Origin of the sequence: Streptomyces maremycinicus (genome assembly GCF_001184025.1) — a bacterium.
GTDB lineage: Bacteria > Actinomycetota > Actinomycetes > Streptomycetales > Streptomycetaceae > Streptomyces > Streptomyces maremycinicus.
Window position 1 is genome coordinate 56,895 of sequence record NZ_BBYG01000012.1, and the last position, 25,655, is coordinate 82,549.

The following is a 25,655-nucleotide window of genomic DNA, read 5'->3' on the forward strand; positions in this document are numbered from 1 at the left end:
CACCGAAGGCCCCGCCCGTGGAGACGGGCGGCGCCCCCCGGGGTCACACCGAAGGCCCCGCCCGTGGAGACGGGCGGGGCCTTCGGCGTCGTACGGGTGCCGCGGGTGCCTACGCGAGCAGCGCCGGGATGGTCTCCTCGTGGGCCGTGCGCAGCTCCTCCAGGGACAGCTCGAACTCGCCCTGGAGCTCGACCGTGTCACCGTCGACGACACCGATGCGGGTGACGGGCAGGCCGCGCGCCCCGCACATGTCGTTGAAGCGGAGCTCCTCGGAGCGCGGGACGGCCACCACGGCACGGCCCGCCGACTCGGAGAAGAGGAACGTGAAGGCGTCCAGCCCGTCCGGTACGACCAGCCGCGCGCCCTTGCCGCCGAGCAGCGCCGACTCGACGACCGCCTGGATCAGACCGCCGTCGGACAGGTCGTGCGCGGCGTCGATCATGCCGTCGCGGGAGGCGGAGATCAGGATCTCGCCGAGCAGCCGCTCCCGCTCCAGGTCGACCTTCGGGGGCAGACCGCCGAGGTGGTCGTGGACGACCTGGGACCAGGCCGAGCCGCCGAACTCCTCACGCGTGTCGCCGAGGAGGTAGAGCAGCTGGCCCTCCTCCTGGAAGGCGACGGGCGTGCGGCGCGCGACGTCGTCGATCACACCGAGCACGGCCACCACCGGGGTCGGGTGGATGGCCACGTCGCCCGTCTGGTTGTAGAGCGAGACGTTGCCGCCGGTCACCGGGGTGCCCAGCTGCTGGCAGGCGTCCGCCAGACCGCGGATGGCCTCCGCGAACTGCCACATGACCGCCGGGTCCTCGGGCGAGCCGAAGTTCAGGCAGTCGGACACGGCGAGCGGCTTGGCGCCGGTCGTCGCCACGTTGCGGTAGGCCTCGGAGAGGGCCAGCTGCGCGCCCGCGTACGGGTCGAGCTTGGCGTACCGGCCGTTGCCGTCGGTCGCGATGGCGACGCCGAGGCCGGTCTCCTCGTCGATCCGGATCATGCCGGAGTCCTCGGGCTGCGCGAGGACGGTGTTGCCCTGCACGAAGTGGTCGTACTGCGAGGTGATCCACTTCTTGGACGCCTGGTTGGGCGAGGCGACCAGCCTGAGCACCTGGTCCTTGAGCTCGGCGCCGGTGGTGGGCCGGGGCAGCGCGTTGGCGTCGTCCGCCTGGAGCGCGTCCTGCCACTCGGGGCGGGCGTAGGGGCGCTCGTAGACCGGGCCGTCGTGGGCGACCGTGCGCGGGTCGACGTCGACGATCTTGCCGCCGTGCCAGAAGATCTCCAGCCGGTCGCCGTCGGTCACCTCGCCGATGACGGTCGCGATGACGTCCCACTTGTCGCAGATCTCCAGGAACCGGTCGACCTTCGACGGCTCGACGACCGCGCACATGCGTTCCTGCGACTCGCTCATGAGGATTTCCTCGGGCGAGAGCGTGGAGTCGCGCAGCGGTACGTCGTCCAGCGTCACGCGCATGCCGCCGGAGCCGTTGGAGGCGAGCTCCGAGGTGGCGCAGGACAGACCGGCCGCGCCGAGGTCCTGGATGCCGACGACGAGCTTCTCCCGGAAGGCCTCCAGGGTGCACTCGATGAGGAGCTTCTCCTGGAACGGGTCGCCGACCTGGACGGCCGGGCGCTTCGACGGCTTGGCGTCGTCGAAGGTCTCGGAGGCGAGGATCGACGCGCCGCCGATGCCGTCGCCGCCGGTCCTGGCCCCGTAGAGGATGACCTTGTTGCCGGCGCCGGAGGCCTTCGCGAGATGGATGTCCTCGTGTCGCATCACGCCGATGGCACCGGCGTTGACCAGCGGGTTGCCCTGGTAGCAGGCGTCGAAGACGACCTCGCCGCCGATGTTGGGCAGGCCCAGGCAGTTGCCGTAGCCGCCGATGCCGGCCACGACGCCCGGCAGGACGCGCTTGGTGTCGGGGTGGTCGGCCGCGCCGAAGCGCAGCGGGTCCACGACCGCGACCGGACGCGCGCCCATCGCGATGATGTCGCGGACGATGCCGCCCACGCCGGTGGCCGCGCCCTGGTAGGGCTCGACGTACGAGGGGTGGTTGTGCGACTCGACCTTGAAGGTGACCGCGTAGCCCTGGCCTACGTCCACGACGCCCGCGTTCTCGCCGATGCCGACGAGCAGCGCGTCCGACTGGGGGGCCTTCTCACCGAACTGGCGGAGGTGGACCTTGGAGGACTTGTACGAGCAGTGCTCGGACCACATGACGGAGTACATGGCGAGCTCGGCGCCGGTGGGCCGGCGGCCGAGGATCTCCACTACGCGCTCGTACTCGTCCTTCTTCAGACCGAGTTCGGCCCAGGGCAGCTCGACGTCGGGGGTCCCGGCCGCGTGCTCGACCGTGTCCAGAGGCGTCCGGCTCATGCGTTGACCAGCTTCTTGAGGATCGAGGTGAAGAACGGGAGGCCGTCGGTGCGGCCGGACCCGACGAGGGGTTCGACGGCGTGCTCCGGGTGCGGCATGAGGCCCACGACGTTGCCGGCCTCGTTGGTGATGCCGGCGATGTCACGGAGGCTGCCGTTGGGGTTGACGTCCAGGTAGCGGAAGACCACCCGGCCCTCGGCCTCGAGCTTGTCGAGGGTGTGCTCGTCGGCGACGTACCGGCCGTCCATGTTCTTCAGCGGGATGTGGATCTCCTGGCCCGCCTCGTAGTCGGCGGTCCAGGCGGTGTCCGCGTTCTCCACCCGCAGCTTCTGGTCGCGGCAGATGAAGTGGAGGTGGTCGTTGCCGAGCATCCCGCCGGGAAGCAGGTGGGCCTCCGTGAGGATCTGGAAGCCGTTGCAGATACCGAGGACCGGGAGCCCGGCCTTCGCCTGCTCGATGACGGTCTCCATCACCGGCGAGAAGCGGGAGATGGCTCCGGCGCGCAGATAGTCGCCGTAGGAGAAACCGCCGGGGAGCACCACGGCGTCCACCTGATGGAGGTTCTTGTCCTTGTGCCAGAGAGCGACGGGTTCGGCGCCGGCGAGCCGGATCGCGCGCTGAGTGTCCCGGTCGTCGAGGCTGCCCGGGAAAGTGACGACGCCAATACGAGCGGTCACTTCGCGGCTCCCGCGACTGCTTCTTCCGACTCGACCTTGACGGTGAAGTCCTCGATCACGGTGTTCGCGAGGAAGGATTCCGCAAGATCGTGGATGCGGGCGAGGGCGGCCTCGTCGACCGGCCCGTCAACTTCCAGTTCGAATCGCTTTCCCTGACGTACGTCGGAGATGCCTTCGAAACCCAGCCGCGGCAGTGCGCGCTGCACCGCCTGGCCCTGGGGGTCGAGGATCTCCGGCTTGAGCATGACGTCGACTACGACGCGTGCCACTGGCACTCCCGGTGGTGTGGTGCTGAGCAGGTGCCTGCGGGTGTCTCCAACAGGTGTCTTCAGACTACCCGTACAAAATTTCTACGCGGGTAGAGTTGTAGGAAACTACGTGAGCGCCATCACGATCAGGTATCGGACCAGTGCCTACGCGAAAATTTCAGGGAAAGATCCGGGGTGCGCCGACGTTCCCTATTGCCCTGGGACACGCGGGCAGATTTAGTCGAGCTTCACATTGCAATGCCGGGCACTGTACAAATGAATTGGCAATAGCCGATACTTTGCCCCATAACAGGCGGACAGTCGACATCTCCGTGACGTCTTGGCACGTCATCGCAGAGCTGTCGCACGAAGGGACCGATATTCGTGGCGCAGAAGGTCGTGGTCACTCTCTTTGACGACATCGACGGCTCGGAAGCGGCGGAAACGATCGCCTTCGGACTCGACGGCAAGTCGTACGAGATCGACCTGAATGAAGCCAATGCCAAGAAACTGCGTAAGGCTCTCGCGCCCTACGTGGACGCCGGCCGCAAGCGGTCGAGGTCCGGCAAGGCGTACAAGCAGACGGAGGTCGCCCCCGACCCCGCGGCCGTCCGGGCCTGGGCCCAGGCCAACAAGCTGGAGGTGCCGGCGCGCGGCCGCATCCCCAAGAAGGTCTACGAGGCGTTCGCCGACGCGCAGTGAGCCGCAGTCGTCGGCCTGCCCCCGCGAGCGCGGGCCGACGGCCGGTCACGGGCCCCTCGCACATACCGACTTGCGCTGCACCCCTCCTGGTCAGCTAGAGTCTGGAGCACGCCGAGGGGCGAGGCCGAAAAGCCCAGCTCACGGAGTACACGCGGGTGTAGTTCAGTAGTAGAACATCCCCCTTCCAGGGGGAAGGCGCAGTGTGCGATCCCTGTCACCCGCTCTGTATCACCTGTCTGACCACCCTGGTGGATCAGGTAGGGTGGTGCTCGCGCCGATCGGTGAAAGCCGGTCGGAGGCAATGCGGACGTAGCTCAGTTGGTAGAGCGCAACCTTGCCAAGGTTGAGGTCGCGAGTTCGAGCCTCGTCGTCCGCTCAGGAAAAAGACCCCGGTCCTCTGGACCGGGGTCTTTTCGTGCGCTCTGCTCATCTGCCCCGCTCGCGTGCTCTGCGCGGGTGCCGTGCTTGTGCGTCCGGCTCGTGTGTCCCGCGCGATACGAGTGGCCGTCTGACATTTGTCATACGGAGTGATGACACCTCGCACTGCTGCCGGCCTCCGCCCGCGGGGAGGCTTGGGGCATGGACACGAATGAACACGTGATCGAGGTCACCGACCTCCGGCGTGTGTACGGGGGCGGGTTCGAAGCGGTGCGTGGGATCTCCTTCCACGTCGGCCGCGGTGAGATCTTCGCGCTGCTCGGCACCAACGGCGCCGGAAAGACCTCGACGGTCGAGTTGCTGGAAGGGCTCGAGCGCCCCGACGGCGGGCGGATCAGCGTGCTGGGCCACGATCCCCACACCGAGCGGGCCGCCGTCCGGCCGCGCACCGGCGTGATGCTCCAGGAGGGCGGCTTCCCCTCCGAACTGACCGTCGCCGAGACCGCGCGCATGTGGGCGGGCTGCGTGAGCGGCGCCCGCCCGGTCGGGGAGGCGCTGGCACTGGTCGGACTCGCCGGACGGGCCCATGTCCGGGTCAAGCAGCTGTCCGGCGGTGAACGGCGGCGCCTCGACCTGGCCCTCGCGGTCCTCGGCGAACCCGAGGTGCTCTTCCTCGACGAACCGACGACCGGCCTGGACGCCGAGGGACGCCGGGACACCTGGGACCTCGTGCGCGCACTGCGCGACGCCGGTACGACGGTGCTGCTGACCACGCACTACCTGGAGGAGGCGGAGAACCTCGCCGACCGGCTGGCCATCCTGCACCAGGGCCGGATCGCGGCCGCCGGGACACCCGCCGAGGTGACCGGCGCCCAGCCGTCCCGGATCACCTTCGAACTGCCCGAGGGCTACTTCGTCGGCGACCTGCCTCCGCTGGGCGAACTCGGGGTGTGCGGTCACGAGGTGGACGGGCGCGTCGTACGGCTGCGGACCGGGGAACTCCAGCGGGCGGCCACCGGTCTGCTGGTGTGGGCCGAGCGGGCCCAGGTGACGCTGCGGAGGCTGGACGTGCGGTCGGCCTCGCTGGAGGAGGCGTTCCTGGGGATCGCCCGGGAGGCGTCGAAGAGCGACGAGACCGAGGAGGTCACGGCATGAGCGGAGTCACGGTGAAGGACTCGGCCACCCGTGCCGGCACCCGCCCGGTCACGACGCCCGCGAGCCGGATGGCCGCCCTCGCACGGGCCGAACTGACGCTGCTCGGGCGGAGCAGGAGCACGCTCATCGCGGCCGTGTTCATTCCGCTGGTGCTGCCGGTGTGCCTGGCGTCGGTGGTCGACGACATGGACGTGGAGGACGTCGGGCTCAGCGTCGGTCTGGTGCTGCTGCCCGCCGCGATCGGCTTCTCGCTGCTGTTCGGGGTGTACTCGGCGCTGGCGGCCATCTACACGGCCCGGCGGGAGGAACTGGTCCTCAAGCGACTGCGTACCGGTGAGCTGCGGGACGCGGAGATCCTCGGCGGGGCGGCGCTGCCCGTTGTAGCCACGGGGCTGGTGCAGTCCCTGGTGCTGGTGGCCGGCAGCACGGTCCTGCTCGACGTACCGGCCCCGAGGGCGCCCCATCTCGCGGTCCTGGGGCTGCTGTCGGGCCTGGTGATGTGCGCGGCGCTCGCGGCCGTCACGGCGGCCGTGACGCGGACCGTGGAGAGCGCTCAGGTCACCACCATGCCCATGGTGCTCCTGTCGATGATGGGTTCCGGCGTGACCGTCCCCCTGGAGATGCTGCCCGACCGGCTCGCCGCCGTCTGCGAACTGCTGCCGCTGTCCTCGGTGATCATCCTGATCCGCGGCGGCTGGACCGGAGACCTGTCGGCGTACGAGGCCCTGGGCGCCCTGGCGACCGCACTGGCCTGGACCGTGGTGGCGGTGTTTGCTGTACGGCGGTGGTTCCGTTGGGAGCCCCGGCGCTGACGTACGCGCGGCGCCGGGAGTACGGGGAGACGGGGGGCGTGCGGATGCGCAGGCCGTGGGGCTGGTGGCGGCGGAAGAGCACGCCCGCGAAGGTCGAGACCTACACGCGGTGGTCGTTCCACTTCTTCGCCGTGGCCGAGTTCATGGCGGTGGGGCTGCCGTTCACCGGCGGGCTGCGGACCGGCACGGGGTGGTGGCTGCCGGCGATGACGGTCGGGCACTGCGTCCTGAGCGCGGTGACGGCGTCACGGGCGCTGGACTGGACGCGCGGGCGCCGGCCACAGCCGGTCCGGCTGCTGTGGGCCCTGGCCGCGGCCACCGCGGTCGTCGCCGTCACCGCGATCGGGATCGCGGAGCACGGGCCGGACCACGAGGGCGTCGACACCGCCGCGGGCGGGGTCTTCGGGGTCGTCCTGGTCTTCGGGGCCGGCTTCACCGCGCTCGGCGTGCGCAGACGGCGACGGGTGTTCGCGGTCGTCGCCGGCTTCGCGCTGGGCGCCGGGCTCATGGCGTTCCCGGTCGGACTGCCCGGCCCGGCCACGGTCATGACGATGACCGCCGTGTTCCTCGGCGGCGGATTCCTCGCCTTCACCTCCATCTTCTCCGTCTGGCTGCTCGACGCCGTCTACCGGCTCGACGAGGCCCGCGACACCCGGGCCCGACTCGCCGTCGCCGAGGAGCGGCTGCGGTTCGGACGGGATCTGCACGACGTGATGGGCCGGAACCTGGCGGTGATCGCCCTGAAGAGCGAGCTGGCCGTGCAACTGGCCCGACGGGGACGACCCGACGCCGTGGAGGAGATGATCGAGGTGCAGCGCATCGCGCAGGAGTCGCAGCGCGAGGTGCGCGCCGTCGTCCGCGGATACCGCGAGGCCGACCTGGGCGTCGAACTCGCGGGCGCGCAGGGGGTGCTGAAGGCGGCGGGGATCGCGTGCGCGGTGAGCGGGGAGGCCGGCGGGCTGTCCGCCGAGGTGCAGTCCGCGCTCGCCTGGGTGGTGCGCGAGACCACCACCAACGTCCTCCGGCACGGAAACGCCGGCCGGTGCTCGGTGGCGCTGCACAGGACGGAAGACCACGTGGTGCTGACGGTGGAGAACGACGGCGCGGGGCCCACCGGCGCCGGCGGCGGTTCGGGACTCGCCGGGCTGCGGGAACGGTTGCGGGGCGTCGAGGGCACGCTGGAGGCGGGGTTCGTCGGGACCGGTGTCTTCCGGGTCGTCGCCGAGGTCCCGCTGAGCGGGAAGGCTGCTGTGAGAGAGGTCGCTTCATGACCGTGCGGGTACTGCTCGCCGACGACGAACATCTGATCCGGGGTGCGCTGGCCGCGCTGCTCTCCCTGGAGGACGACCTGCTGATCGTCGCCGAGGCGGCCACCGGACCGGAGGCGCTGGCGATGGCGCTGGCGCACCGGCCCGACGTCGCCGTCCTGGATCTGCGGATGCCGGGCACCGACGGTGTGAACGTCGCCACATCCCTGCGCACCGAACTGCCCGGCTGCCAGGCACTGATCGTCACCAGCCACGGCAGGCCGGGGCATCTCAAGCGGGCGCTCGCGGCGGGTGTGCGGGGATTCGTCCCGAAGACGGTGAGCGCGCAGCGGCTCGCGGAGATCATCCGTACCGTGCACGCCGGGAACCGTTACGTCGACCCGGAGTTGGCCGCCGACGCGATCGCCGCCGGGGACTCGCCGCTCACCACGCGGGAGACGGAGGTCCTCGAACTCGCCGCCGACGGGGCGCCGGTCGCGGAGATCGCCGAGCGGGCCGCGCTGTCCCAGGGGACCGTACGGAACTATCTGTCCTCGGCCGTCTCCAAACTCGGGGCGGAGAACCGGCATGCGGCGGTGCGGCTCGCCCGGGAGCGGGGTTGGGTATAGTTGGCCTCGCGCCACGGCACCTTCACCACGGCGCAGTGCGGACGTAGCTCAGTTGGTAGAGCGCAACCTTGCCAAGGTTGAGGTCGCGAGTTCGAGCCTCGTCGTCCGCTCCATCGCGAAAGGCCCCGGTCATCGACCGGGGCCTTTCGCGTCAGGCCCAGCTGACGCCGGTCAGGCGCTCGTAGGCCTCGACGTACTTCGCGCGGGTCGCGTCCACGATGTGCTGCGGCAGCGGCGGCGGGGGCTGCTCGCTCGCCCGGTCCCAGCCGGACTCGGCCGAGGTCAGCCAGTCGCGCACGAACTGCTTGTCGTACGAGGGCTGCGCGCGGCCGGGCCGCCACTGGTCGGCGGGCCAGAAGCGGGACGAGTCGGGCGTGAGGACCTCGTCGGCGATGACCAGGTCCTCGCCCTCGAAGCCGAACTCGAACTTGGTGTCGGCGAGGATGATGCCCCGGTCGCGGGCGATGTCGCGGGCGCGGCCGTAGACGGCGAGGGTCGCCTGGCGGAGCTCGGCGGCGGTGTCGGCGCCGACCTGCCGGGCGACCTCCTCGTAGGAGACGTTCTCGTCGTGGTCGCCGACGGCGGCCTTGGTGGCCGGGGTGAAGATCGGCGCGGGGAGTTCGCTGCCGTCGACCAGACCCTCGGGGAGGGCGAGGCCGCAGACCGTGCGGGACTCCTTGTACTCGGCGAGGCCCGAGCCGGTGAGGTAGCCGCGGGCCACGCACTCGACGGGGACCATCCGCAGCGACTTGCAGACCAGGGTGCGGCCGGCCCAGTCGGCGGGGGCGCCCGCGGGCAGTTCGGTGCTCAGGACATGGTTCGGGACCAGGTCGCGGAGCTGGTCGAACCACCAGAGGGAGAGCTGGGTGAGGACCCGGCCCTTGTCGGGGATCTCGGTCGGCAGCACCCAGTCGAAGGCGGAGGTGCGGTCGCTGGCGACCATCACGAGGTCGCCCGCCTCGTTCTGGTACAGGTCGCGCACCTTGCCGGTGTGCAGATGCACCAGGCCCGGCACCTCAAGGGGCTCGGGCTTTTCTACGAATCCGGACACGGTTCCTCCCCGTGGTTCTGTCCTGGTGGGTCGATTGTCCCGTACATCGGGATCGACCTCGGACAGCGGGTGGCGCGAGCGGGCGGCCGGGCGTCAGCCGCGTTTGCAGATGCGGTCCAGGAGGTTGGCCGTGGCGCGCTGGACGCGGGGGTCCACATGGCCGGGGCGGTCCAGGGCCGGGGACCAGGCGAAGGTGCCGGAGGCGAAGACCAGGGCGCCCGAGGGGGCCCGGTAGAGGGAGGTCTCCTGATGGCGGAGAACGCCCTCGCTGTCGGCGTACGGGGAGTGGGCGAGGAGTATGCGGTCCTCGTGGGGCGGGAGGGGGGTGCGCGGGAAGTAACGGTCCGCCTCGCCCGCGACCAGGTCCTCGATGGCGTCGCCGTCGCCCGCGCCGGTCGCCTCCCACAGCCAGTGGCCGGCGTTGCGGACGATCAGCGGATGCGGCTCGGGCACCCGGCCCGCGTACTGGATGCCGACCAACTGCTGTTCGGCGCGGTCGATCTCGCGCCAGAGGACGGGCCTGCCGGGGCCCTTGCGCTTGCGGCAGGTCAGCAGCCGGCTGGGCACGCCCGAGGGGGAGGGACCCAGCTCCACCTGCCAGTAGACGGAGTTGGCGGACAGGAACACCAGTGAGGTGCCGCTGTCGCGAGCGACCTCCACGGTGCGGCGCATGCTCGTCGACCAGTACTCGTCGTGGCCGGGGAAGACCAGGCCGCGGTAGCGGGTGGGGTCGATGTGACCGGCGTGCAGGTCGCGGGCGTCGGCGTAGGCGAGGTCGTAGCCGTAGCGCTCGGCCCAGCGGATGAAGTCGTAGGCGTGGCCCACGTGGAGGGGCAGGCCGGCACCGGCGTACGGGCGGTCGAAGGAGACCGTGGTCGCGGCGTCGGCCTCGCCGAGGAGCCGGCCCTCGTCGTCCCACGCGTGGTAGAGGCTGGCGCCGCTGCGGCCGTCCTCGGGGTAGAGGTTGTAGGCCTGCCAGGTGACGTCGGGGAGCAGCAGGAGCAGGTCGGCGGGGCGCTGGTCGCGGACCGTGAAGGGGACGTGGGAGCGGTAGCCGTCGGCGGTGGTGAGGACGGCCACGTACGCGCCGACGTTCCAGTAGGACGGGACCTGGAGGCGCCAGGAGAGCCACCAGTGGTGGCAGGAGACCGTACGGTCGGCGGTCAGCGGCGGGGGCTGGACGATGCCGGAGAGGCGCGGGCTGGTGGTGATCTTGGCGGCGCCGTCACCGTCGTAGTGACCTATGCGGTAGACGTCGACGCTGAATTCCTGGGGCGGGTCGACCGTGATGTGGAAGTCGACGGCGTCACCGGGGGCCACCGCGCCGGTGGAGACGAAGCCCTTGATCTGGCGGTGCACGTCGTCGGCCGAGCGGGGGCCGCCCGCCGAGGAGGCACGGGGGGCCGGGATGCGGGCGGCGCCCTCGACGGGGGCCGCGTCCACGTACCAGGGGACGACCTGACCGGTGTCGTCGAAGTACGTCTCGCTGCCGCGCAGCCAGGGGACGGGGCCCTGTCCGAAGGGGTCCGTCACCGCATGGGCCAGTGCTCCCGACTCCCATCGGCGGATGTGTTCCGGTCCTGGTCCGGGTCCCATGGTGCTCCCCTCCCTTGTGCCCCCGTGCTGCCTGGTGCGTACGTCCTACGTGACCGCCCTGCGGGTTGTCCTATGTCGTGAGCCCATGCCACGGGCCCGATCGGTCCCAGCACATCACATAACGCGCGCAGGCAGTCACTATTCGTTGCGAATTGGCCGAAAGTGGAATATAGAGCTCCGTTAGGGCTGGGGCGGCGGGGTCCCGGGGGTCGCCCGGGGCGGGCCGACCGGGGGCGGGGTCCCGGGGGCGGGCGGCGCGGTCGGCGCGGACGTGGTCGGTGCTCAGGCCCGCTCAGCCGAGCCGCACCGGCTTCTCCGGGCGTATGCCGAGCTCCACCAGCCAGGTGCGCAGGGGGACCGCGTCGCCGTCCTCGACGAGGCTGAGCACCCGGGGGGCCAGGTCGGCCACGCGCTCGCCGTCGACCAGGAGGGTCGGGCCGTCGAGCCAGTCGAGCCCCGGCACGGCGCCGACGGTGTCCATCGCGGCGCAGCAGACCATCGCCGTGACGTGATCGGCCAGGAGTTCGCGGTCGGTGCGGGGCGGCTGGAGGGGGCACAGGGGGAGCGCGTCCTCGTCCCACAGGGCCATGTCGGGGCCCTGTCCGGGCGCGGGGGGACCGGCGGGCGTGGGAGGCGCGACCGAGGCGGCCGCGGCTTCCTCCCGCCCCACCTCGGCCCCGAGCCCCGCGGCGAGGGCCGCGCTGCGGGGGTTCGGAGGCAGGGGCTCCTCGTCGTCGTCGGGGAAGTAGGGCTCGGGGACGGCGTCCAGGACGGCGTCGGGGACCGGGGCGGGGGTCGGCGCCCGGCCGGTGCCCTTCGCGGGGTCCGGGTTCGAGTCCGGGCGCGGGGTCGGAGTCCGGGTCGGGGTCGCGTTCGGGTCCTCGTGGGGACCCGGACCCAGGTCCTGACCCAGCTCGGGGCTCGGGACCGGCTCGGGGCTCGGGACCGGCTCGGGGCTCGGGACCGGCTCGGGGCTCGCGTGCGGGTCCTCGTCGGGACCCGGACCGCCCGTGTCCCGACCCAGGTCGCCAAGCGGGACGAACTCCGGGCTCGGTTCCCGATCGGGGCGCGGGTCCGGGTCAGCGGGACCGGGGTCGCGTTCGCGGTCGCGGTTCGAAGCCGGGTCAGGACTCGGGCCCCGTCCGGGTCTCCCGTCGGACTCGCTCACACCCGTGGAGCCGCTGGCACCCGTGGAGCCGGTGACGCCCGTGGGACCGCTGGCGGTCGTCGGGGCGGTCGCGGCCGTGGAACCGGTCATGCCCGTGGAGCCGCTGGCGGTCGTCGGGGCGGTCGCGGCCGTCGGGCCCGGCGACTGGGTCGGAGGGGCCGGGTGGGGGGCGTCCGTCTCGTCGGGGTGGTCTGTCGGTCTGTCGGTCAGGTGGTCCAGGACCCGGGCCAGGGTCGGGCCGCTGTGGCCGCCGGGGTGGGGGCCGGAGTCGGCCGTGCCGGTCGGGTCGTAGGTGCGGCGGACACCGAGGAGGTCGAGGACCCGGTGGAGCCGGGCCGCGTCGGTGCGCCACTTGCGGTCGACGACCTCGTCCGGGTAGTCCTCCCAGGCCACCGGCGACCAGTCCGGGCCGGGGTCCGCGGGACCGCCGTGGAAGAGGCGGGCGGCGAGCAGCGAGGCGGCCTCGTCGATCGTGCCGGGCTCCTCGAGCAGGTCGCAGGCGGGGCGCTCACCGAGGCGGGAGGCGAACCCGTCGGCCAGCCGGTCGCGCCGGGACAGCTCGGTGAGGGCGGCGACGACGCCCGCGTCCAGCCGGGAGGGCCAGCGGCCCATCCGCCAGGCCGGCAGCGCCACCCGTGTCAGCAGCCGGTCCCAGCCCGCGTACGCCAGGCCCACCTGCTCCTGGGCGACGATCCGCAGTCCGTAGTCCACAGCCTGTGCACGCTCGGAGGCCGCGGCGGCGACGCCGCGCTCCATCTCGCCCGCGTGGATCTGACAGCCCCGCAGCATCAGGCGGGCGACCCAGCCGATGCCCGCGCAGGCCGGGCGCAGCACGGGATACCGGCCGCCCCGGTAGGCGCAGACGGCCACCGCGGCGTCCAGCCCGCGCACGAAGCGCCGGGCCGCGGCTATGTCGGGCTGCGCCGAGGGGCCCGTACCGGCGACGACCGGGGCCAGCACGGCCCGCAGCTCGCCGACCCGCATCCACCACAGGAAGGGCGAGCCGATGACGAGGACGGGCGCCGCCGCCGTACGACGGTGGCGGCCGTGCGAGCCGCCCGGGCCGGCTATCTCGTCACCGCCGCGGGACGGGGCCGGGCCGTGGGCCGGGTGGGTGCGGTCCTCCAGCCAGCTGTCGCAGTCCGGGGTGAGCGCTATCGCGGAGGGCGCGGGGACGTCGAGACGGTCGGCGAGGTCGCGGACCAGCCGGTACAGGTCGGGGGCCGCCTCCTCGGCGACGGCGACCGTGGGGCTGACCGCGGGACGCGCGCGGGCGACGACCAGGCCGATGACACCGGCGGCCAGCAGGACGATCAGCGCGACGACGGACACGGCCCAGCGGGCGGCGTCCCACCCCGGGCCCACGAAGTGCCCGGTGGAACGGCCCGCCAGCAGGATCACCGCGGCGGCCGCGGGCAGCAGCGCGACGGCGAGCGCCCGGCTGCGGATGCGCAGCACCGCCAGTGCCCGGGCCCGCGCGGCCTGCGCGCCCATCTCGACTCCCGTACCGGTCACGACCGGACCTCACCCCCTCCCTACGGTCCTGTTTCCCCCGGCTGTCTTCGCAGTGGTCACTCCCCCACTGTGGCACCGACCACTGACATCGCAATGCCGGTGGGCCAAGTGCCGGAACGAGTACCGGAATGCTTGCGCCGCACCCTAGTTGGCGCTCCGGCCCACGTCAGCCGGATGGCTCAGCGCTCACACGATGGAATGGCTTTGGGGAAAGGTGGATGACGGTGGGCAACGATCAGGCCCCGGGTTCCACGGCTCCTCCGTGTGGAGTTCCGTGGTGCCCCGGGGCCTGAGAGATCCGCGTCGCCGCCTGCCTAGGCGCCCGCCGCCGCCTTCGCGGCGATGTCCGTGCGGTGCTGCGAGCCGTCGAGTCCGATGCGCCCGAGCGCCCGGTACGCGCGCTCGCGGGCCTCGGTGAGGTCGGTTCCCGTCGCGGTGACGGACAGGACGCGCCCGCCGGCACTGACGACGGTGTCGCGGTCGTCAGCGGCGTACTTCGTCCCGGCGTGCAGGACGTACGCGTGCGGGGCGTCCTCGGCGGCCACCTCGGCGAGGCCGGTGATCGGGTCGCCGGTGCGCGGGGTGCCGGGGTAGTTGTGCGAGGCGATGACGACGGTCACGGCCGCGTCGTCGCTCCAGCGCAGGGCCGGCAGATCGGCGAGGTCGCCGGTGGCGGCCGCCTTCAGGACGCCGGCCAGCGGGGTCTTCAGCCGGGCCAGGACGACCTGCGTCTCGGGGTCGCCGAAACGGGCGTTGAACTCGATGACCCGGACTCCGCGGCCGGTGATCGCGAGGCCCGCGTAGAGCAGTCCGGAGAACGGGGTGCCGCGGTGGCGCAGCTCGTCGACGGTGGGCTGGAGGACGGTCTCAAGGACCTCCTCCACCAGCTTGGGGTCGGCCCAGGGCAGCGGCGAGTAGGCACCCATGCCGCCCGTGTTGGGGCCCTCGTCGCCGTCGAACGCGCGCTTGAAGTCCTGGGCGGGCTGGAGCGGGAGGACGCTCACCCCGTCGGTGATCGCGAAGAGGGAGACCTCCGGGCCGTCGAGGAACTCCTCGATGACGACGCGCTCACAGCCGGCCGCGTGCGCCGCGGCGGCCTCCAGGTCGTCGGTGACGACGACGCCCTTGCCGGCGGCCAGACCGTCGTCCTTGACGACGTACGGCGCCCCGAAGGCGTCGAGGGCCTCGGCGACCTCTTCGGGCGTGGTGCAGACGTACGAGCGGGCGGTCGGCACGCCGGCTGCGGCCATCACGTCCTTGGCGAACGCCTTGGAGCCCTCGAGCTGCGCGGCCTCCTTGGAGGGGCCGAACACCGGGATACCCGCCTCGCGCACGGCGTCGGCGACCCCGGCGACCAGCGGGGCCTCCGGGCCCACGACGACCAGCTCGGCGCCGAGCGCGACGGCGAGGGCGGACACGGCCTCGCCGTCCATGGCGTCGACCTGGTGCAGCTCGGCCACCTCGGCGATGCCGGCGTTGCCGGGGGCGCAGTGCAGCGCGGTGACGGCGGGGTCGAGGGACAGTGAGCGGCACAGGGCGTGTTCGCGGGCGCCGCTGCCGATGACGAGGACGTTCACGGGGGTCAGCCTAACGGGCGGGGGCGGGGGCGGTTTGTGCGGGCTTCCGAGAGCCGGGAGGGGGCGCGGTGGTGCGTTCCTCCAAAGGCCGGCCGCTCCTACTCGTTGGTGAACTCCTCCACGACCGTCGCTCCGAGCTCGCGAACGATCAGTTCGTAGCCGGAGAGGGCCGACTCGTTGAGGTCGGGGTCGTCGTCCTCGGGGGTGTCGTCCTCGGGGGCCACCGGTTCCGGGGCGGGCGGACGGGACGGCGCGGGGGCGGGCGCCGTGTGGGCGGCCGCCGACGGCGACGCGTGCTGGACAGGGGCGGGCGCGGCGGGTGCCTGCGGAGCGGACCCGGCCGACGGGGCCGGCGCGCCGTAGCCGCCGGGGTTGCTGTGACCACCGGGGCTGCCGTACCCGCCCGGCGCACCGCCACCACCGCCGCCGAAGCCACCGCCGGGCGGGGGTCCGGAGCCGCCGGACGGGTCGACGACCGCGTCGATCTTCCACTGGACGCTGAACTGTTCGGCCAGCGCCTGCCGCAGCACGTCCTCGCTGCCGCTGCTGGTGAAGTTGTCGCGCGCGCCGGCGTTGACGAAGCCGAGCTGGAGGGTGGTGCCGTCGAAGCCCGCCACATGGGCGTTCTGGCTGAGCAGGATCCAGGTGAAGCGACGGCGGTTCTTGACCGCCTCCAGGATGTTCGGCCAGAGCACGCGGGGGTCGATGCCGCCCGAGGGAGGCGCGTACCCGACCGCCTCGGGGCCGGGCGCGGGTGCGGCCGCCGGGGCCGGGGGTCCGGCCGGGGCGGCGGGCGCGGAGGCGGGGGTCGCCGGAGCCGGGGGCCTGCCGCCGCCGCCCGCGGGCGCGGCGGTGGGCCAGCCGCCGGGGCGGCGTCCGCTGCCCGCCGCGGTGGCGGTGGGCCAGGCGCCGGGGGCCGGCTGGGTGGGAGCCCGGTGGCCCGCGCCCGGCGCCTCCTCCACCGGAGGGGCGGAGGACGCGACGGGGGCGGGAGCCGGAGGGGCGGAGGGAGCCGGGGCGGGGGCCGGTGGGGCGGCCGGAGGCTGGACCGGCGCGGCCGCGGCGGGCTCGGCCGGTCGGCCGGGTGCCTGACCGGGACCGGGACCCTGCCCCGGACCCGGACCCCGTACCGCGGCGCGGGCGGCCGCCGCCCCGCCGCCGGGCGGGATCGGCGCGCCCCCGGCCATCGGGGCGCCGCCGTGCGCCTCGGGCCCGGGGACGTACCCCATCGCCGGCATCGCGGGCGCTCCGGGCGCCGCGCCCTGGACCGCGCCGCCCGGCGAGAAGTTCACGCCGCGCTCGATGCGGTCGAGGCGGGCCATGACGGAGCGTTCGTCGCCGTAGGCGGCGGGCAGCATCACGCGCGCGCAGATCAGCTCCAGCTGGAGACGGGGCGAGGTGGCGCCCCGCATCTCGGTGAGCCCCTCGTTGACCAGGTCGGCGGCGCGGCTCAGCTCGGCGGCGCCGAAGACACCGGCCTGGGCCTGCATGCGCTCGATCACGTCGGCGGGGGCGTCGATGAGGCCCTTGTCGGCCGCGTCCGGGACGGCGGCGAGGATGACGAGGTCCCGCAGGCGCTCCAGCAGGTCGGCGACGAAGCGGCGGGGGTCGTTGCCGCCCTCGATGATCCGGTCGACCACCTCGAAGGCGGCGGCGCCGTCACCGGTGGCGAAGGCCTCGACGACGGAGTCGAGCAGCGAGCTGTCGGTGTAGCCGAGCAGGGAGGTGGCCATGGCGTATGTCACACCGGCGTCGCTCGCGCCGGCGAGCAGCTGGTCCATGACGGACATGGAGTCACGCACGGAACCCGCGCCGGAGCGCACGACGAGCGGCAGCACCCCCTCCTCGACGGGGATGGCCTCCTGCCCGCAGACCTGACCGAGGTAGTCGCGCAGGGTCCCGGGCGGCACCAGCCGGAACGGGTAGTGGTGGGTCCGCGACCGGATGGTCCCGATGACCTTCTCGGGCTCGGTGGTCGCGAAGATGAACTTCAGATGCTCCGGCGGCTCCTCGACGACCTTGAGCAGGGCGTTGAAGCCGGCCGGCGTGACCATGTGGGCCTCGTCGATGATGTAGATCTTGTAGCGGCTGCGGGCGGGCCCGAAGAAGGCCTTCTCGCGCAGGTCACGGGCGTCGTCCACACCGCCGTGCGAGGCCGCGTCGATCTCGATGACGTCGATGGAACCCGGGCCGTTCCTGGCGAGGTCCTTGCACGACTCGCACTCCCCGCACGGCGTCGGGGTGGGCCCCTGCTCGCAGTTCAGGCACCGGGCCAGGATGCGCGCGCTGGTGGTCTTCCCGCACCCACGCGGCCCGCTGAACAGGTACGCGTGATTGACCCGGTTGTTCCGCAGCGCCTGCTGCAAGGGGCCGGTGACATGCTCCTGCCCGATGACCTCGGCGAACGACTCCGGGCGATAGCGGCGGTACAGCGCGAGAGACGACACGCATACGAGGTTATAGGCGACCACCGACATCGAGTCCCGCGCGGAACGGGCGCCCGGCCCCCACCGGCGAACGCAAGCGCCCCCCACGCACCCGCCAGAGCCGACCTACCCTTGCTGCCTTCCGGCCCTGGGGGAGTTCAGTCAGATAGCGCCGCGTGAGGGGCTGCGCACAGGCTACAGGATCTGAGCGGGGGGAACGAGTTCGCGAGCACTCCTCAACGTCTTGTATTGTTTGCCGCGGAGGATTCGCCTAGTGGCCTAGGGCGCACGCTTGGAAAGCGTGTTGGGGGCAACCCCTCACGAGTTCGAATCTCGTATCCTCCGCCAGTGCCTCACCGGGCACGAAGTCGAAGGGCCCCACCGCGAGGTGGGGCCCTTCGACGTTGCGCCGCACGTTCCGCGCCCCGCTTCCCGTCGCACCCCCCAGGTTTCCGCCCCGGCCGGGCGAGGGGGGCTTCCGAAGGTAACGGTCTGTGGTGGGGTCCCCTGGGGGCTTGTGGGGGCCTGCCGACGAAGTGCCAGGTCAGAGGCGCGCGGTCGGCCGCGTACCGGGCGGAGCGGTGATCGCCGTGCGGGCCTGTGACGAACGGGGGAGAAAGACGACCGCTCCGAGCGGCGCATGCAGGCCCATACTGGAGTCAATGACAAAGCCATCGGCACCGAAGCGTTACTTGCCCACCAGCCCCTTCAAGGCCCCGGCCGCGCCGTCCCCCAAGCACTTCGAGGTGGGCGACCAGGTCACGCACGACATGTACGGCCTCGGTCGCGTGATCGGCATCGAGGACGGAATCGCGGCACTCGTGGATTTCGGTTCGGCGCAAATGCGGATCCTGAGCCCGTACACCAAGATGAGCAAGCTGTAGGACCGCTGTGCCCGGTCACGGCACGCCAGGGCCGTCCACGGCCCTGTAACGAATGGGAGACCTCTCATCGACCCGACCTCGCTGTTCTCCGCTCCGGAAGGGGCGACTCGCTATGCCACCGCGGCATCGCCGCCTCCGACGACCAACCCCTTCCAGGCCCCGGACTTCGGGGAGGACGAGATCTTCCTGATCGAGGATGCGCAGGCGTCCCTCTCGGGTACGGGTGTGGATCGACGCCGGGCGAGCTAGCTCCGGCCGCCACGGACCGGTCCGGTCCCGCGCGTGCCGAAGGGCCCCACAGACGACGGTGGGGCCCTTCGACATGTGCGCCGCCTACGGGCGGGACCGCTCGGCCAGCAGGGCCAGCTCGTCCAGGAACGCCTCCGCCAGCAGGCCCGCGTCCCGGCCGCCCGAGTTGGTGGCGACGCTCAGCGTGTGACCCTCGGCGCAACCCCCCAGCGCGAAGGTGACCGTGTCGGCCGGCGGCACCATGGGGACGATGGTGAGGTGGCGCAGCGGCCGCCCGGCCAGGGTCCGGCCCTGCTCGCGCAGATGGACGTAGGAGCAGGCCGCCGGCGCGTACGCGGGGGCGAAGATCGTCCCGCCGGCCAGCGCCAGGGTCGCTCCGGGGACCGCCGCGAGGGTGCCCTCGACCAGCTTCTCGGCGGTGCGCCGGGGCCGGGTGACGGTGGTCAGCAGGCCGGTGCACGCGCTCAGGCGGGCCGCCGGGTCGGCGAGCGTCACCGGCGCGGGGACCCGGACGTTGGCGAACGCGTTGCCGAGGAACTCACCGCAGTCGTCCGGCCGTTCGTCGACCGGGACCGACAGCCACACCTGCCTCGGCTCCGGCACCCGGCCACCGCCGTCGGACACCGGTCCCGAGGAGGCGGCGGCATCGGGCTCCGCGGCCGACAGACAGCCGCGCAGGACACCGGAGACGGTCGCCAGGAACACCTCGTTGGTGGTCGCCGGGCGGCCGGGACCGGCCGCTCCCACCGGGACGGCCGCGCGCGCGGCCCGCAGGACGTCGGCGCGCAGCCGTACGACGGTGTACGCGGGCTCGCGCGGGCCCCGGTGCGGCAGGGGCACCGCGCGGCCCGTGGTGAGCAGCCCCGGACGGACGGCCCCCGCCGGGCCCGGGGCGACCGTCCGCCGCCGGGGGCCGGGCACCGCCAGGGACGCGGCCCCGTCCAGCGGCCGGCCGTCGTCGAAGAGGGCGCGCAGCAGGGTCGTCAGGGAACGGCCGTCGAGCAGGCTGTGGTGCATCCGGAACAGCAGGGAGAACTCCCCCTGCGTCGCCCCGCGCAGCAGGTGGAGGCTCCAGGGCGGCCGGCCGGCCGGGAACGGGGTGTGGAACCACTGCCGGACCGCGTCCCGCAGGGTGAGGTCCGCGCTGTCGATCTGCTGGGCCAGGTCGTGGCCGTCCCGCCGCTCCCAGCGGTGCCGGCCGGTCCACCGGGCGAGACCGGTCCGGGCACCGCCGGGAGCGACCAGGGTCTGGGTGAGCCGGGGCAGCGCCTTCCAGCGTTCCTCCACCAGCCCCCGCAGTTCGTCCAGCGGCAAAGGGGCGCCCGCGAGGTCCAGGGCGATCCCGGCGTTGGGCGGGCCGAACGGCCAGCGGGCCATCCCCTCTTCCATCAAGGGCAGATGCGATCCGGGCATGAGACTGCTCCTGTCATGGGCCGTCCGTGTCGTGGGCCGGTCCTGTCGTGGGCCGGCGGCTGGGGGACGACGTCCTGTACCCCCAACGGCCGATCGGACCGGCGGTCACGTCCGCGGCGTCACCGGCCGTCTCGCCAGGTACCTCTCAGGTGTTCCGCAGGTGTCAACGCGCGGTCGTTCAGGCTCCCTGATGGGGTGACACTGCCGCAGGTTTGCGGTCGGGAGCGGTGTCGGTGCGCCTTTAATCGGGACTCCGCGTCCGCCGTTCGGGCGCCTCGTCCCCGAATCCCCCGCCCCGGCGCCCGTGCCGGACAGGAGTTGTGTGTCGTGCCTGGTACTCATCCGAATCCCGCGCACATCCCCGCGCACGTCCCTGCCCGCTTCCCCGCCCACATCGCCGTGTTCAACGTTCCGATGCACGGACATGTGAACCCGACCCTGGGGGTCGTCGAGGAGCTCGTCCGGCGCGGCCACCGGGTCAGTTACGCCGTCCCCGAGGACTTCGTGCACCAGGTGAAGGCGGCCGGGGCGGAGCCCGTGCTCTACCCGGACGCGGGGGACGGCTCGGACGCCCCGGAGGACATGGGCGAGGGCTTCGCGCGGGTCGTCGAGGTGGCGCTGGCGGCCCTGCCCGCGCTGAGCCGGGCCTTCGGCAAGGACCGACCGGACCTGGTGCTGTGCGACATCTACGCCTTCGCGGGCCTGCTGCTGGGGGCCCGGTGGCAGGTGCCGACCGTCGTGGCCTCGCCCACCCACCTCGCCTACGACGGCATCGTCCCCGAGTTCTTCGGCGTGCCCGGCCTGCCGCAGCTGCCGGGTTTCGGGCGTCTGGCGGCGGCCTTCGCCGACCACGGGATCGAACCGGCGCGGATCCAGGACCTCGTGCGGCCCGAACACGCCGTCGCGTTCTTCCCCCGGGCCTTCCAGCGCAGGGCCGACACCGTCGCGGCGCGGCGCGTGGCGTACGTCGGACCGGCGCTCGGGGACCGCTCCTACCAGGGTTCCTGGCAGCCGCCGCGGCCCGATCTGCCCGTCCTGCTGGTCTCGCTGGGCTCCCAGTTCACCCGGCGGCCGGAGTTCTACCGGTCGTGCGTCGAGGCGTTCGCCGAGCTGCCCTGGCATGTGGTCATGTCCGTCGGCGCCGTCCCGCGGGACGGACTCGGACCGCTGCCGGACACCGTCGAGGTCCATCCCCACGTGCCCCAGCTGGCCGTGCTCGCCCAGGCGGACGCCTTCGTCACCCACGCCGGGATGGGCGGCACGATGGAGGCCCTGCACTACGGCGTCCCGCTGGTGGCCGTCCCGCAGATGGCCGAGCAGCGGGTCAACGCCGCGCAGATCGAACGCCTCCGGCTGGGCGTCCACCTGCCGCGCGAGAGCGTCACCCCCGAGGCGCTGCGCGAGGCCGTCCTGCGGGTCTCGTCCGACCGGGACATCCGCGCGGGTGTGTCCGCCATGCGCCGGGAGATCGCGGCGGCGGGCGGGGCGGGAGCCGCGGCCGACCTGATCGAGCGGGCCCTGTAGACCCGCGGTTCCGCAGCCGCCGCAGCCGCAGTTCCGTTGCCCCCGTGATCCCCGCGGCCCGGCACCCGTAGCCCGGCCGGCCAGGGGGCCGGGGGCCCTGTTCCGATGTTCCGAGGAGTGACCGTGACCCTGACCCACGCCCTGGCGTCCGACATCCGCCGCACCGGCACCGGGCGCCCGCCCCTGGAGGTGCCGGACTCCCGGCCGCACCTCTATCTCCGCCAGGTACGCATGAGCGACCTGGACTCCATGAACCATGTGAACAACGTCCGGCTGCTGGAGATGATCCAGGACGCCCACATGGACATGTTCTATCTGCGGCCCGGACTGCCCGGGCAGGAGATCCGCCCGAGGTTCGTCTACGCCCGCCACGAACTCGACTACACGGAACCCCTCGTCCTCCAGCCGGAGCCGGTGACCATCACCACCACCATCGGTGATCTGCGCCGCTCGACCTTCCGCGTCACCAGCCGGGTCACCCGCGACGCCCAGGTGTTCTGCACCTGTGTGAGCACGGCCGTCGCCTACGACCCGGACGCCCGGTGCTCCCGTCGGCTCGAGGAGGAGGAACGTGCCCTCGCGGCCCGGCACGCCACTCCCGACCCCGCGGGCTGACCGGCCGCCCCCGCGCGGGACACGCGGGCGGCCGCTGTCTCAGCGCCCGATCTCGACCGGCTTCGACTCGCTCATCTGGTCGGTGTCCGACACCCGTACGGTCACCTTCATCTCCCAGGTGCCGGGCAGCGGCAGGTTGACCGTGTCGGCGGCCCAGTAGCCGCCCCGGTCGGTGACCTTGGCGTCGAGCGGGCCGATGTCCTGGCCGGGCAGGCTGAAGGAGACGCGCAGCTCGGGAATGCTCACGAAACCGCCGTCGGGGCCGTAGACCACGGCCTGGAGGCCGTTGTCGCCGACCTGGCCGGGATCGAGGGTGACCTGCACCTTGCCGCTGACGCCGCGGACACCGGGCGCGCCGGAGCCGACGGTGAACGGGACGGTGGTCACGGAGGCCACCGGCAGTCCGGCGGTCTGTGCCGCGGTCGCCGCCTCGGCCGCCGCCCGTCCCGGCAGGGTGCCCGTCAGGACGGTCGTGAAGACGAGGACCACCACGGAGACGACGACCTCGGCCAGCACCGAGCGGCGCAGCGCCCGGCGTTGGGCGTCCTCGGCCGGGGTGAGGGCCCCGCCGGCCGGCGGCCGGGGCTTCCCGGGCAGCGACGGGCCGCCCGCCCGGGCCTCGGCCGGGGCGTCGGCAGTGCCGTCCACCCGGCTCGCCACCCGGCTCTCCACCCGGCCGCCCGTCAGGCCGTCCGCCGCGCCCGCGGACCGGCCGCCCACCGGCTCCGGTACCCGCTCCTCGCGCGTCTCGCGCTCCGTGCCGGCCAAGGTCTCCTCCACCGTCACGCTCCTCGCCGTCCTTTCCCTTGTCACCGTCCGCCGCGACCGGGCCCCCGCGAGCAGCAGCAGCGTCACCGCGGCCACCTTGGCCAGCAGGACGCGCCCGTACGTCGTGTCGGTCAGCGCGGACACCGAGCCGAGGCCACGCCAGGACTGGTAGACCCCCGTCACCACGAGGACGGTCACCGAGAGCGCCGCCAGCCGCGAGAAGCGCCCGACCACGCGGGACGGCACGGACGCCCGGTGGAACAGGGTGAGCAGGGCCGCCAGGCCGCCCAGCCAGACCGCCATCGCCAGCAGATGCAGCACCGTGGACGTCATCGCCGCGGGGACCTGGATGCCGGCCGAGGCGTGTTCGGCTCCGGCCCAGGTCAGGGCCAGGCATCCGGCGAGCGTGGCGCCGGACAGCAGCGCCGCGCGCGACGGCCGTTCCCCCGCCCGGAGAGCCTTGCGCTGCCACAGCAGCAGGGCCGCGGCCGCCGCGAGCAGCGCCAGGCGCGCCACCAGGGCCAGTCCCGGCCGGGTGCCCAGCGTGCGGGTCAGCCCCGACGGGTCCAGCGCCCGCGCGGGGCCGGTGCCGGTCTCGTACGGGCCGCGGAGCAGCAGCAGGAACACCGTCGATCCGGCCAGCGCCCACCAGCCGGCCAGCAGCAGCCCGCGCAGCGGCCGGACGTCCGGCGGGCGGCAGACGGCGATGAAGGCCGCCGTGCCGACGAGGAGCGCCGCGGCGACGTACGCGAGGTAGCGGCCGATGTTGAAGAGGCCCGCGGTGGCCGGGTTCTCCACGGAGGTGCTGGGCAGGGCCGGCGGGGTCGCGGACGGGCTGCCCACGGAGAAGGTGAAGGCGCCGGCGATCGGGTGGCTGTCCGCCGACACCACGCGCCAGGCCACCGTGAACGTGCCGGTGCCGAGCTTCGCGGGGAGCTCGATCCGCGCGGTGTCGCCACGGCCGTCCGCGTGCTCCGCCTCGCCCGTGTCGACCCGCCGGTTGTCGGGGTCGAAGACGCGGAAGGAGTCGTCGAGCAGGCCTACGGACTCGGTGAAGGTGAGGGTGATGGCGTCCGGGGCCGTCTTGACGACGCTTCCGTCCGCGGGGTCGGCACCGCGGAGGGCCGCGTGCGCGGAGGCCGGGCCGCCGCCGAGGAGGAGCAGGACCAGCACGGCGCCCAGCAGCACCAGCCCCTGAAGTCCCCTTCGGCCGCCGCCGGGTCTCCGGCCGGCGAGTTCCCCGGTGCCGCGTCCCCGGGTGCCGAGTCCCCGGGCGTCGGGTTCCCGGCCGTCGGTCCGCTCACCACCGTGTCGTCCGCCATCTCGCCCTTCGCCCACGTCACCGCTCCGCCTTGCCTGAGACCCGACACTCGTGTGCTCGGAGATACGTACGCACGCGCCGGGCGTCCGGTTCACCATGTCGGTCGCGCCGACACCCCGCCGTCCACCACCAGGTCGTGCCCGGTGATCCAGGACGCGAGCGGCGAGGCCAGGAAGACGCAGGCGTCACCGACGTCCTCCGGGCGGCCCAGTCGGCCGACCGCGACCGCCTCCCGCCACCGCCGCACCCCCTCGGGCCACGCCTCGGCCAGCCCCTCCCGGTCGATCAGCCCGGGCGAGACCGTGTTGACGCGGATGCCGGACGGCCCGTACTCCTGCGCCGCCGCCCGCGCATGCATCACGACGGCGGCCTTGGACGCGGCGTAGTGGGCGTGGCCGGGGGCCGGTCTCGCCGCCTCGACGGAGGCGATGTGCGTGATGCTGCCCCCGCGCTCCCGCATGACCTCCGCCGCCGCCTGGGTACAGGCGAAGACGCTGGTCAGGTTGGTGTCCACGACCGCCCGCCAGTCGGCCGCCGGCATCCCGGGCAGCTCCCGCACCGGCTGGACGCCCGCGTTGTTCACCAGCGCGTCGAGCCCGTCGCCCCACTCGGCGGCCCGGGCCACGAGCGTGCGGCACTCCTCCTCGACGGTCAGGTCGGCGCCGGCCAGGACGACGGCCCGCGCACCGGTCTCGGCGGTGATCCTCCCGGCGAGCGCGTGGGCCGCCTCGGTCCCGGTACGGCAGTGCAGCGCCACCGCCGCGCCCTCCTGGGCGAACCGCAGCGCGATACCGCGTCCGACACCGCCGCCCGCGCCCGTGATCAGGGCCACCCGGCCCGTCAGCAACGTCATGGACGGCACAGTCGCGCGATGAGGGCCGCCCGGTCCGGGTGGCGCGCCGTGAGGTCGGCCGCGTCACCGTGTTCGTAGTCCCCGTAGGTGAAGCCGGGGGCCATCGTGCAGCCGAAGAAGGTCCAGGCTCCGCCGTCGGCCACCCGCGCGCCCATCCAGGTGCGCGCGGGCACGGTGAGCTGCGGCTGCTGCCCGCCGAGGAGGTCCGGGCCGAGCATCGCCGTACGGGAGGTCCCGTCGGGGGCGAGCAGCAGCAGCGTGAGCGGATCGCCGAGGTAGTGGTGCCAGACCTCGTCGGTGGGCAGGCGGTGCAGGGCCGAGAAGTCGTCGGCGGTGAGCAGCGCGACGATCGCGGAGCCCGCCGGACGGCCGTCGGGCCCCTGTGGACCCGCCCAGGTACGGCGGAACAGACCCCCCTCGCGGGGGATCGGCTCCAGGTCGTAGCGCGCGACGAGGTCCTCGGGGGTGATCGGGTGTGC

The 25,655-nt window shown here is 73.2% G+C and carries 20 protein-coding genes, 4 tRNA genes and 1 other RNA gene; 12 read left to right on the forward strand and 13 right to left on the reverse strand.

What is annotated here, in order from left to right; translation table 11 throughout:
• Positions 1-109: 109 nt before the first annotated feature.
• Genes purL through purS form a run of 3 tightly spaced genes read right to left on the reverse strand, consistent with a single transcriptional unit; the run spans position 110 to position 3,314 of the window.
• Positions 110-2,368 (reverse strand): phosphoribosylformylglycinamidine synthase subunit PurL, encoded by a 2,259-nt coding sequence (purL, locus tag AOQ37_RS13315; protein WP_062644602.1) that lies wholly within the window; start codon positions 2,366-2,368, stop codon positions 110-112.
• Positions 2,365-3,045 carry a phosphoribosylformylglycinamidine synthase subunit PurQ gene (purQ, locus tag AOQ37_RS13320; RefSeq protein ID WP_062644604.1) on the reverse strand — a complete coding sequence of 227 codons (681 nt, stop codon included), beginning with the start codon at positions 3,043-3,045 and terminating at the stop codon, positions 2,365-2,367. Before purQ ends, purL begins: the two co-directional genes overlap by 4 nt.
• Positions 3,042-3,314 carry a phosphoribosylformylglycinamidine synthase subunit PurS gene (gene purS / locus AOQ37_RS13325; protein WP_020131278.1) on the reverse strand — a complete coding sequence of 91 codons (273 nt, stop codon included), beginning with the start codon at positions 3,312-3,314 and terminating at the stop codon, positions 3,042-3,044. Before purS ends, purQ begins: the two co-directional genes overlap by 4 nt.
• 363 nt (positions 3,315-3,677) lie before the next feature.
• Between purS and AOQ37_RS13330 the strand changes: the two genes are divergently transcribed.
• From AOQ37_RS13330 to AOQ37_RS13365, 8 genes are all read left to right on the forward strand, one after another.
• A complete protein-coding gene (locus tag AOQ37_RS13330; protein ID WP_062644605.1) occupies positions 3,678-3,995 on the forward strand; it encodes a histone-like nucleoid-structuring protein Lsr2 in 318 nt (105 codons plus the stop codon).
• A 151-nt stretch (positions 3,996-4,146) separates the two neighbouring features.
• Positions 4,147-4,218: transfer RNA gene (locus AOQ37_RS13335), tRNA-Gly, on the forward strand.
• 80 nt (positions 4,219-4,298) lie between these two features.
• Positions 4,299-4,371: transfer RNA gene (locus tag AOQ37_RS13340), tRNA-Gly, on the forward strand.
• 203 nt (positions 4,372-4,574) lie between these two features.
• Positions 4,575-5,528: an ABC transporter ATP-binding protein gene (locus AOQ37_RS13345; RefSeq protein ID WP_062644607.1), complete on the forward strand. Its 954-nt coding sequence runs from the start codon at positions 4,575-4,577 to the stop codon at positions 5,526-5,528.
• On the forward strand, positions 5,525-6,340 hold the full coding sequence (locus AOQ37_RS13350) for an ABC transporter permease (protein ID WP_062644610.1): 816 nt from the start codon (positions 5,525-5,527) through the stop codon (positions 6,338-6,340). The genes AOQ37_RS13345 and AOQ37_RS13350 overlap by 4 nt, the downstream gene beginning before the upstream one ends.
• Before the next feature lie 44 nt (positions 6,341-6,384).
• Positions 6,385-7,611 carry a sensor histidine kinase gene (locus tag AOQ37_RS13355; RefSeq protein ID WP_062645109.1) on the forward strand — a complete coding sequence of 409 codons (1,227 nt, stop codon included), beginning with the start codon at positions 6,385-6,387 and terminating at the stop codon, positions 7,609-7,611.
• The gene (locus AOQ37_RS13360) at positions 7,608-8,216 is read left to right on the forward strand and encodes a response regulator transcription factor (RefSeq protein WP_062644612.1); all 609 of its coding nucleotides are present in this window, start codon (positions 7,608-7,610) and stop codon (positions 8,214-8,216) included. The genes AOQ37_RS13355 and AOQ37_RS13360 overlap by 4 nt, the downstream gene beginning before the upstream one ends.
• Before the next feature lie 37 nt (positions 8,217-8,253).
• Positions 8,254-8,329 (forward strand) — tRNA-Gly (locus tag AOQ37_RS13365).
• A 38-nt stretch (positions 8,330-8,367) separates the two neighbouring features.
• On the opposite strand, the gene AOQ37_RS13370 is transcribed toward AOQ37_RS13365, so the two are convergent.
• From AOQ37_RS13370 to ffs, 6 genes are all read right to left on the reverse strand, one after another.
• Positions 8,368-9,267 (reverse strand): phosphoribosylaminoimidazolesuccinocarboxamide synthase, encoded by a 900-nt coding sequence (locus AOQ37_RS13370; RefSeq protein WP_062644614.1) that lies wholly within the window; start codon positions 9,265-9,267, stop codon positions 8,368-8,370.
• A gap of 93 nt (positions 9,268-9,360) precedes the next feature.
• Positions 9,361-10,863, reverse strand: coding sequence for a N,N-dimethylformamidase beta subunit family domain-containing protein (locus AOQ37_RS13375; RefSeq protein WP_062644616.1), 1,503 nt, complete (start codon positions 10,861-10,863; stop codon positions 9,361-9,363).
• A 292-nt stretch (positions 10,864-11,155) separates the two neighbouring features.
• Entirely contained in the window at positions 11,156-13,525 is a 2,370-nt protein-coding gene (locus AOQ37_RS13380; protein ID WP_062644617.1) for a hypothetical protein, read from the reverse strand.
• A gap of 335 nt (positions 13,526-13,860) precedes the next feature.
• On the reverse strand, positions 13,861-15,123 hold the full coding sequence (gene purD / locus AOQ37_RS13385) for a phosphoribosylamine--glycine ligase (protein WP_062644619.1): 1,263 nt from the start codon (positions 15,121-15,123) through the stop codon (positions 13,861-13,863).
• 98 nt (positions 15,124-15,221) lie between these two features.
• Positions 15,222-17,570, reverse strand: a complete 2,349-nt coding sequence (locus AOQ37_RS13390) for a DNA polymerase III subunit gamma and tau (RefSeq protein ID WP_062644621.1) — start codon at positions 17,568-17,570, stop codon at positions 15,222-15,224.
• Positions 17,571-17,639: 69 nt separating this feature from the next.
• Positions 17,640-17,738: signal recognition particle sRNA small type (gene ffs, locus AOQ37_RS13395), an RNA gene on the reverse strand.
• A 71-nt stretch (positions 17,739-17,809) separates the two neighbouring features.
• On the opposite strand from ffs, the gene AOQ37_RS13400 reads away from it, so the two are divergent.
• A tRNA-Ser gene (locus AOQ37_RS13400) sits at positions 17,810-17,897 on the forward strand.
• A 314-nt stretch (positions 17,898-18,211) separates the two neighbouring features.
• The gene (locus AOQ37_RS13405; RefSeq protein WP_028807083.1) at positions 18,212-18,433 is read left to right on the forward strand and encodes a hypothetical protein; all 222 of its coding nucleotides are present in this window, start codon (positions 18,212-18,214) and stop codon (positions 18,431-18,433) included.
• A gap of 333 nt (positions 18,434-18,766) precedes the next feature.
• On the opposite strand, the gene AOQ37_RS13410 is transcribed toward AOQ37_RS13405, so the two are convergent.
• Entirely contained in the window at positions 18,767-20,095 is a 1,329-nt protein-coding gene (locus tag AOQ37_RS13410) for a wax ester/triacylglycerol synthase domain-containing protein (RefSeq protein WP_078890158.1), read from the reverse strand.
• Positions 20,096-20,422: 327 nt separating this feature from the next.
• On the opposite strand from AOQ37_RS13410, the gene AOQ37_RS13415 reads away from it, so the two are divergent.
• Both AOQ37_RS13415 and AOQ37_RS13420 read left to right on the forward strand, forming a co-directional pair.
• Positions 20,423-21,619, forward strand: a complete 1,197-nt coding sequence (locus AOQ37_RS13415) for a macrolide family glycosyltransferase (RefSeq protein WP_374701498.1) — start codon at positions 20,423-20,425, stop codon at positions 21,617-21,619.
• Between the two features lie 123 nt (positions 21,620-21,742).
• Positions 21,743-22,234, forward strand: coding sequence for an acyl-CoA thioesterase (locus tag AOQ37_RS13420; RefSeq protein WP_062644624.1), 492 nt, complete (start codon positions 21,743-21,745; stop codon positions 22,232-22,234).
• Positions 22,235-22,273: 39 nt separating this feature from the next.
• On the opposite strand, the gene AOQ37_RS13425 is transcribed toward AOQ37_RS13420, so the two are convergent.
• From AOQ37_RS13425 to AOQ37_RS13435, 3 genes are all read right to left on the reverse strand, one after another.
• On the reverse strand, positions 22,274-24,190 hold the full coding sequence (locus AOQ37_RS13425; RefSeq protein ID WP_062644626.1) for a copper resistance CopC/CopD family protein: 1,917 nt from the start codon (positions 24,188-24,190) through the stop codon (positions 22,274-22,276).
• A 224-nt stretch (positions 24,191-24,414) separates the two neighbouring features.
• Positions 24,415-25,176, reverse strand: coding sequence for an SDR family NAD(P)-dependent oxidoreductase (locus tag AOQ37_RS13430; RefSeq protein ID WP_062644632.1), 762 nt, complete (start codon positions 25,174-25,176; stop codon positions 24,415-24,417).
• The gene (locus AOQ37_RS13435) at positions 25,173-25,646 is read right to left on the reverse strand and encodes a cupin domain-containing protein (RefSeq protein ID WP_062645111.1); all 474 of its coding nucleotides are present in this window, start codon (positions 25,644-25,646) and stop codon (positions 25,173-25,175) included. Before AOQ37_RS13435 ends, AOQ37_RS13430 begins: the two co-directional genes overlap by 4 nt.
• Positions 25,647-25,655: the final 9 nt, after the last annotated feature.

What these genes read in the sequence shown, in the direction of transcription:
- AOQ37_RS13345 (WP_062644607.1), top strand. Translation starts at nt 4,575, where the DNA reads ATGGACACGAATGAACACGTGATCGAGGTCACCGACCTCCGGCGTGTG.
- AOQ37_RS13430 (WP_062644632.1), bottom strand. Translation starts at nt 25,176, where the DNA reads ATGACGTTGCTGACGGGCCGGGTGGCCCTGATCACGGGCGCGGGCGGC.
- AOQ37_RS13350 (WP_062644610.1), top strand. Translation starts at nt 5,525, where the DNA reads ATGAGCGGAGTCACGGTGAAGGACTCGGCCACCCGTGCCGGCACCCGC.
- purL (WP_062644602.1), bottom strand. Translation starts at nt 2,368, where the DNA reads ATGAGCCGGACGCCTCTGGACACGGTCGAGCACGCGGCCGGGACCCCC.
- AOQ37_RS13405 (WP_028807083.1), top strand. Translation starts at nt 18,212, where the DNA reads ATGACAAAGCCATCGGCACCGAAGCGTTACTTGCCCACCAGCCCCTTC.
- AOQ37_RS13375 (WP_062644616.1), bottom strand. Translation starts at nt 10,863, where the DNA reads ATGGGACCCGGACCAGGACCGGAACACATCCGCCGATGGGAGTCGGGA.
- AOQ37_RS13380 (WP_062644617.1), bottom strand. Translation starts at nt 13,525, where the DNA reads ATGGGCGCGCAGGCCGCGCGGGCCCGGGCACTGGCGGTGCTGCGCATC.
- AOQ37_RS13360 (WP_062644612.1), top strand. Translation starts at nt 7,608, where the DNA reads ATGACCGTGCGGGTACTGCTCGCCGACGACGAACATCTGATCCGGGGT.
- AOQ37_RS13355 (WP_062645109.1), top strand. Translation starts at nt 6,385, where the DNA reads ATGCGCAGGCCGTGGGGCTGGTGGCGGCGGAAGAGCACGCCCGCGAAG.
- AOQ37_RS13410 (WP_078890158.1), bottom strand. Translation starts at nt 20,095, where the DNA reads ATGCCCGGATCGCATCTGCCCTTGATGGAAGAGGGGATGGCCCGCTGG.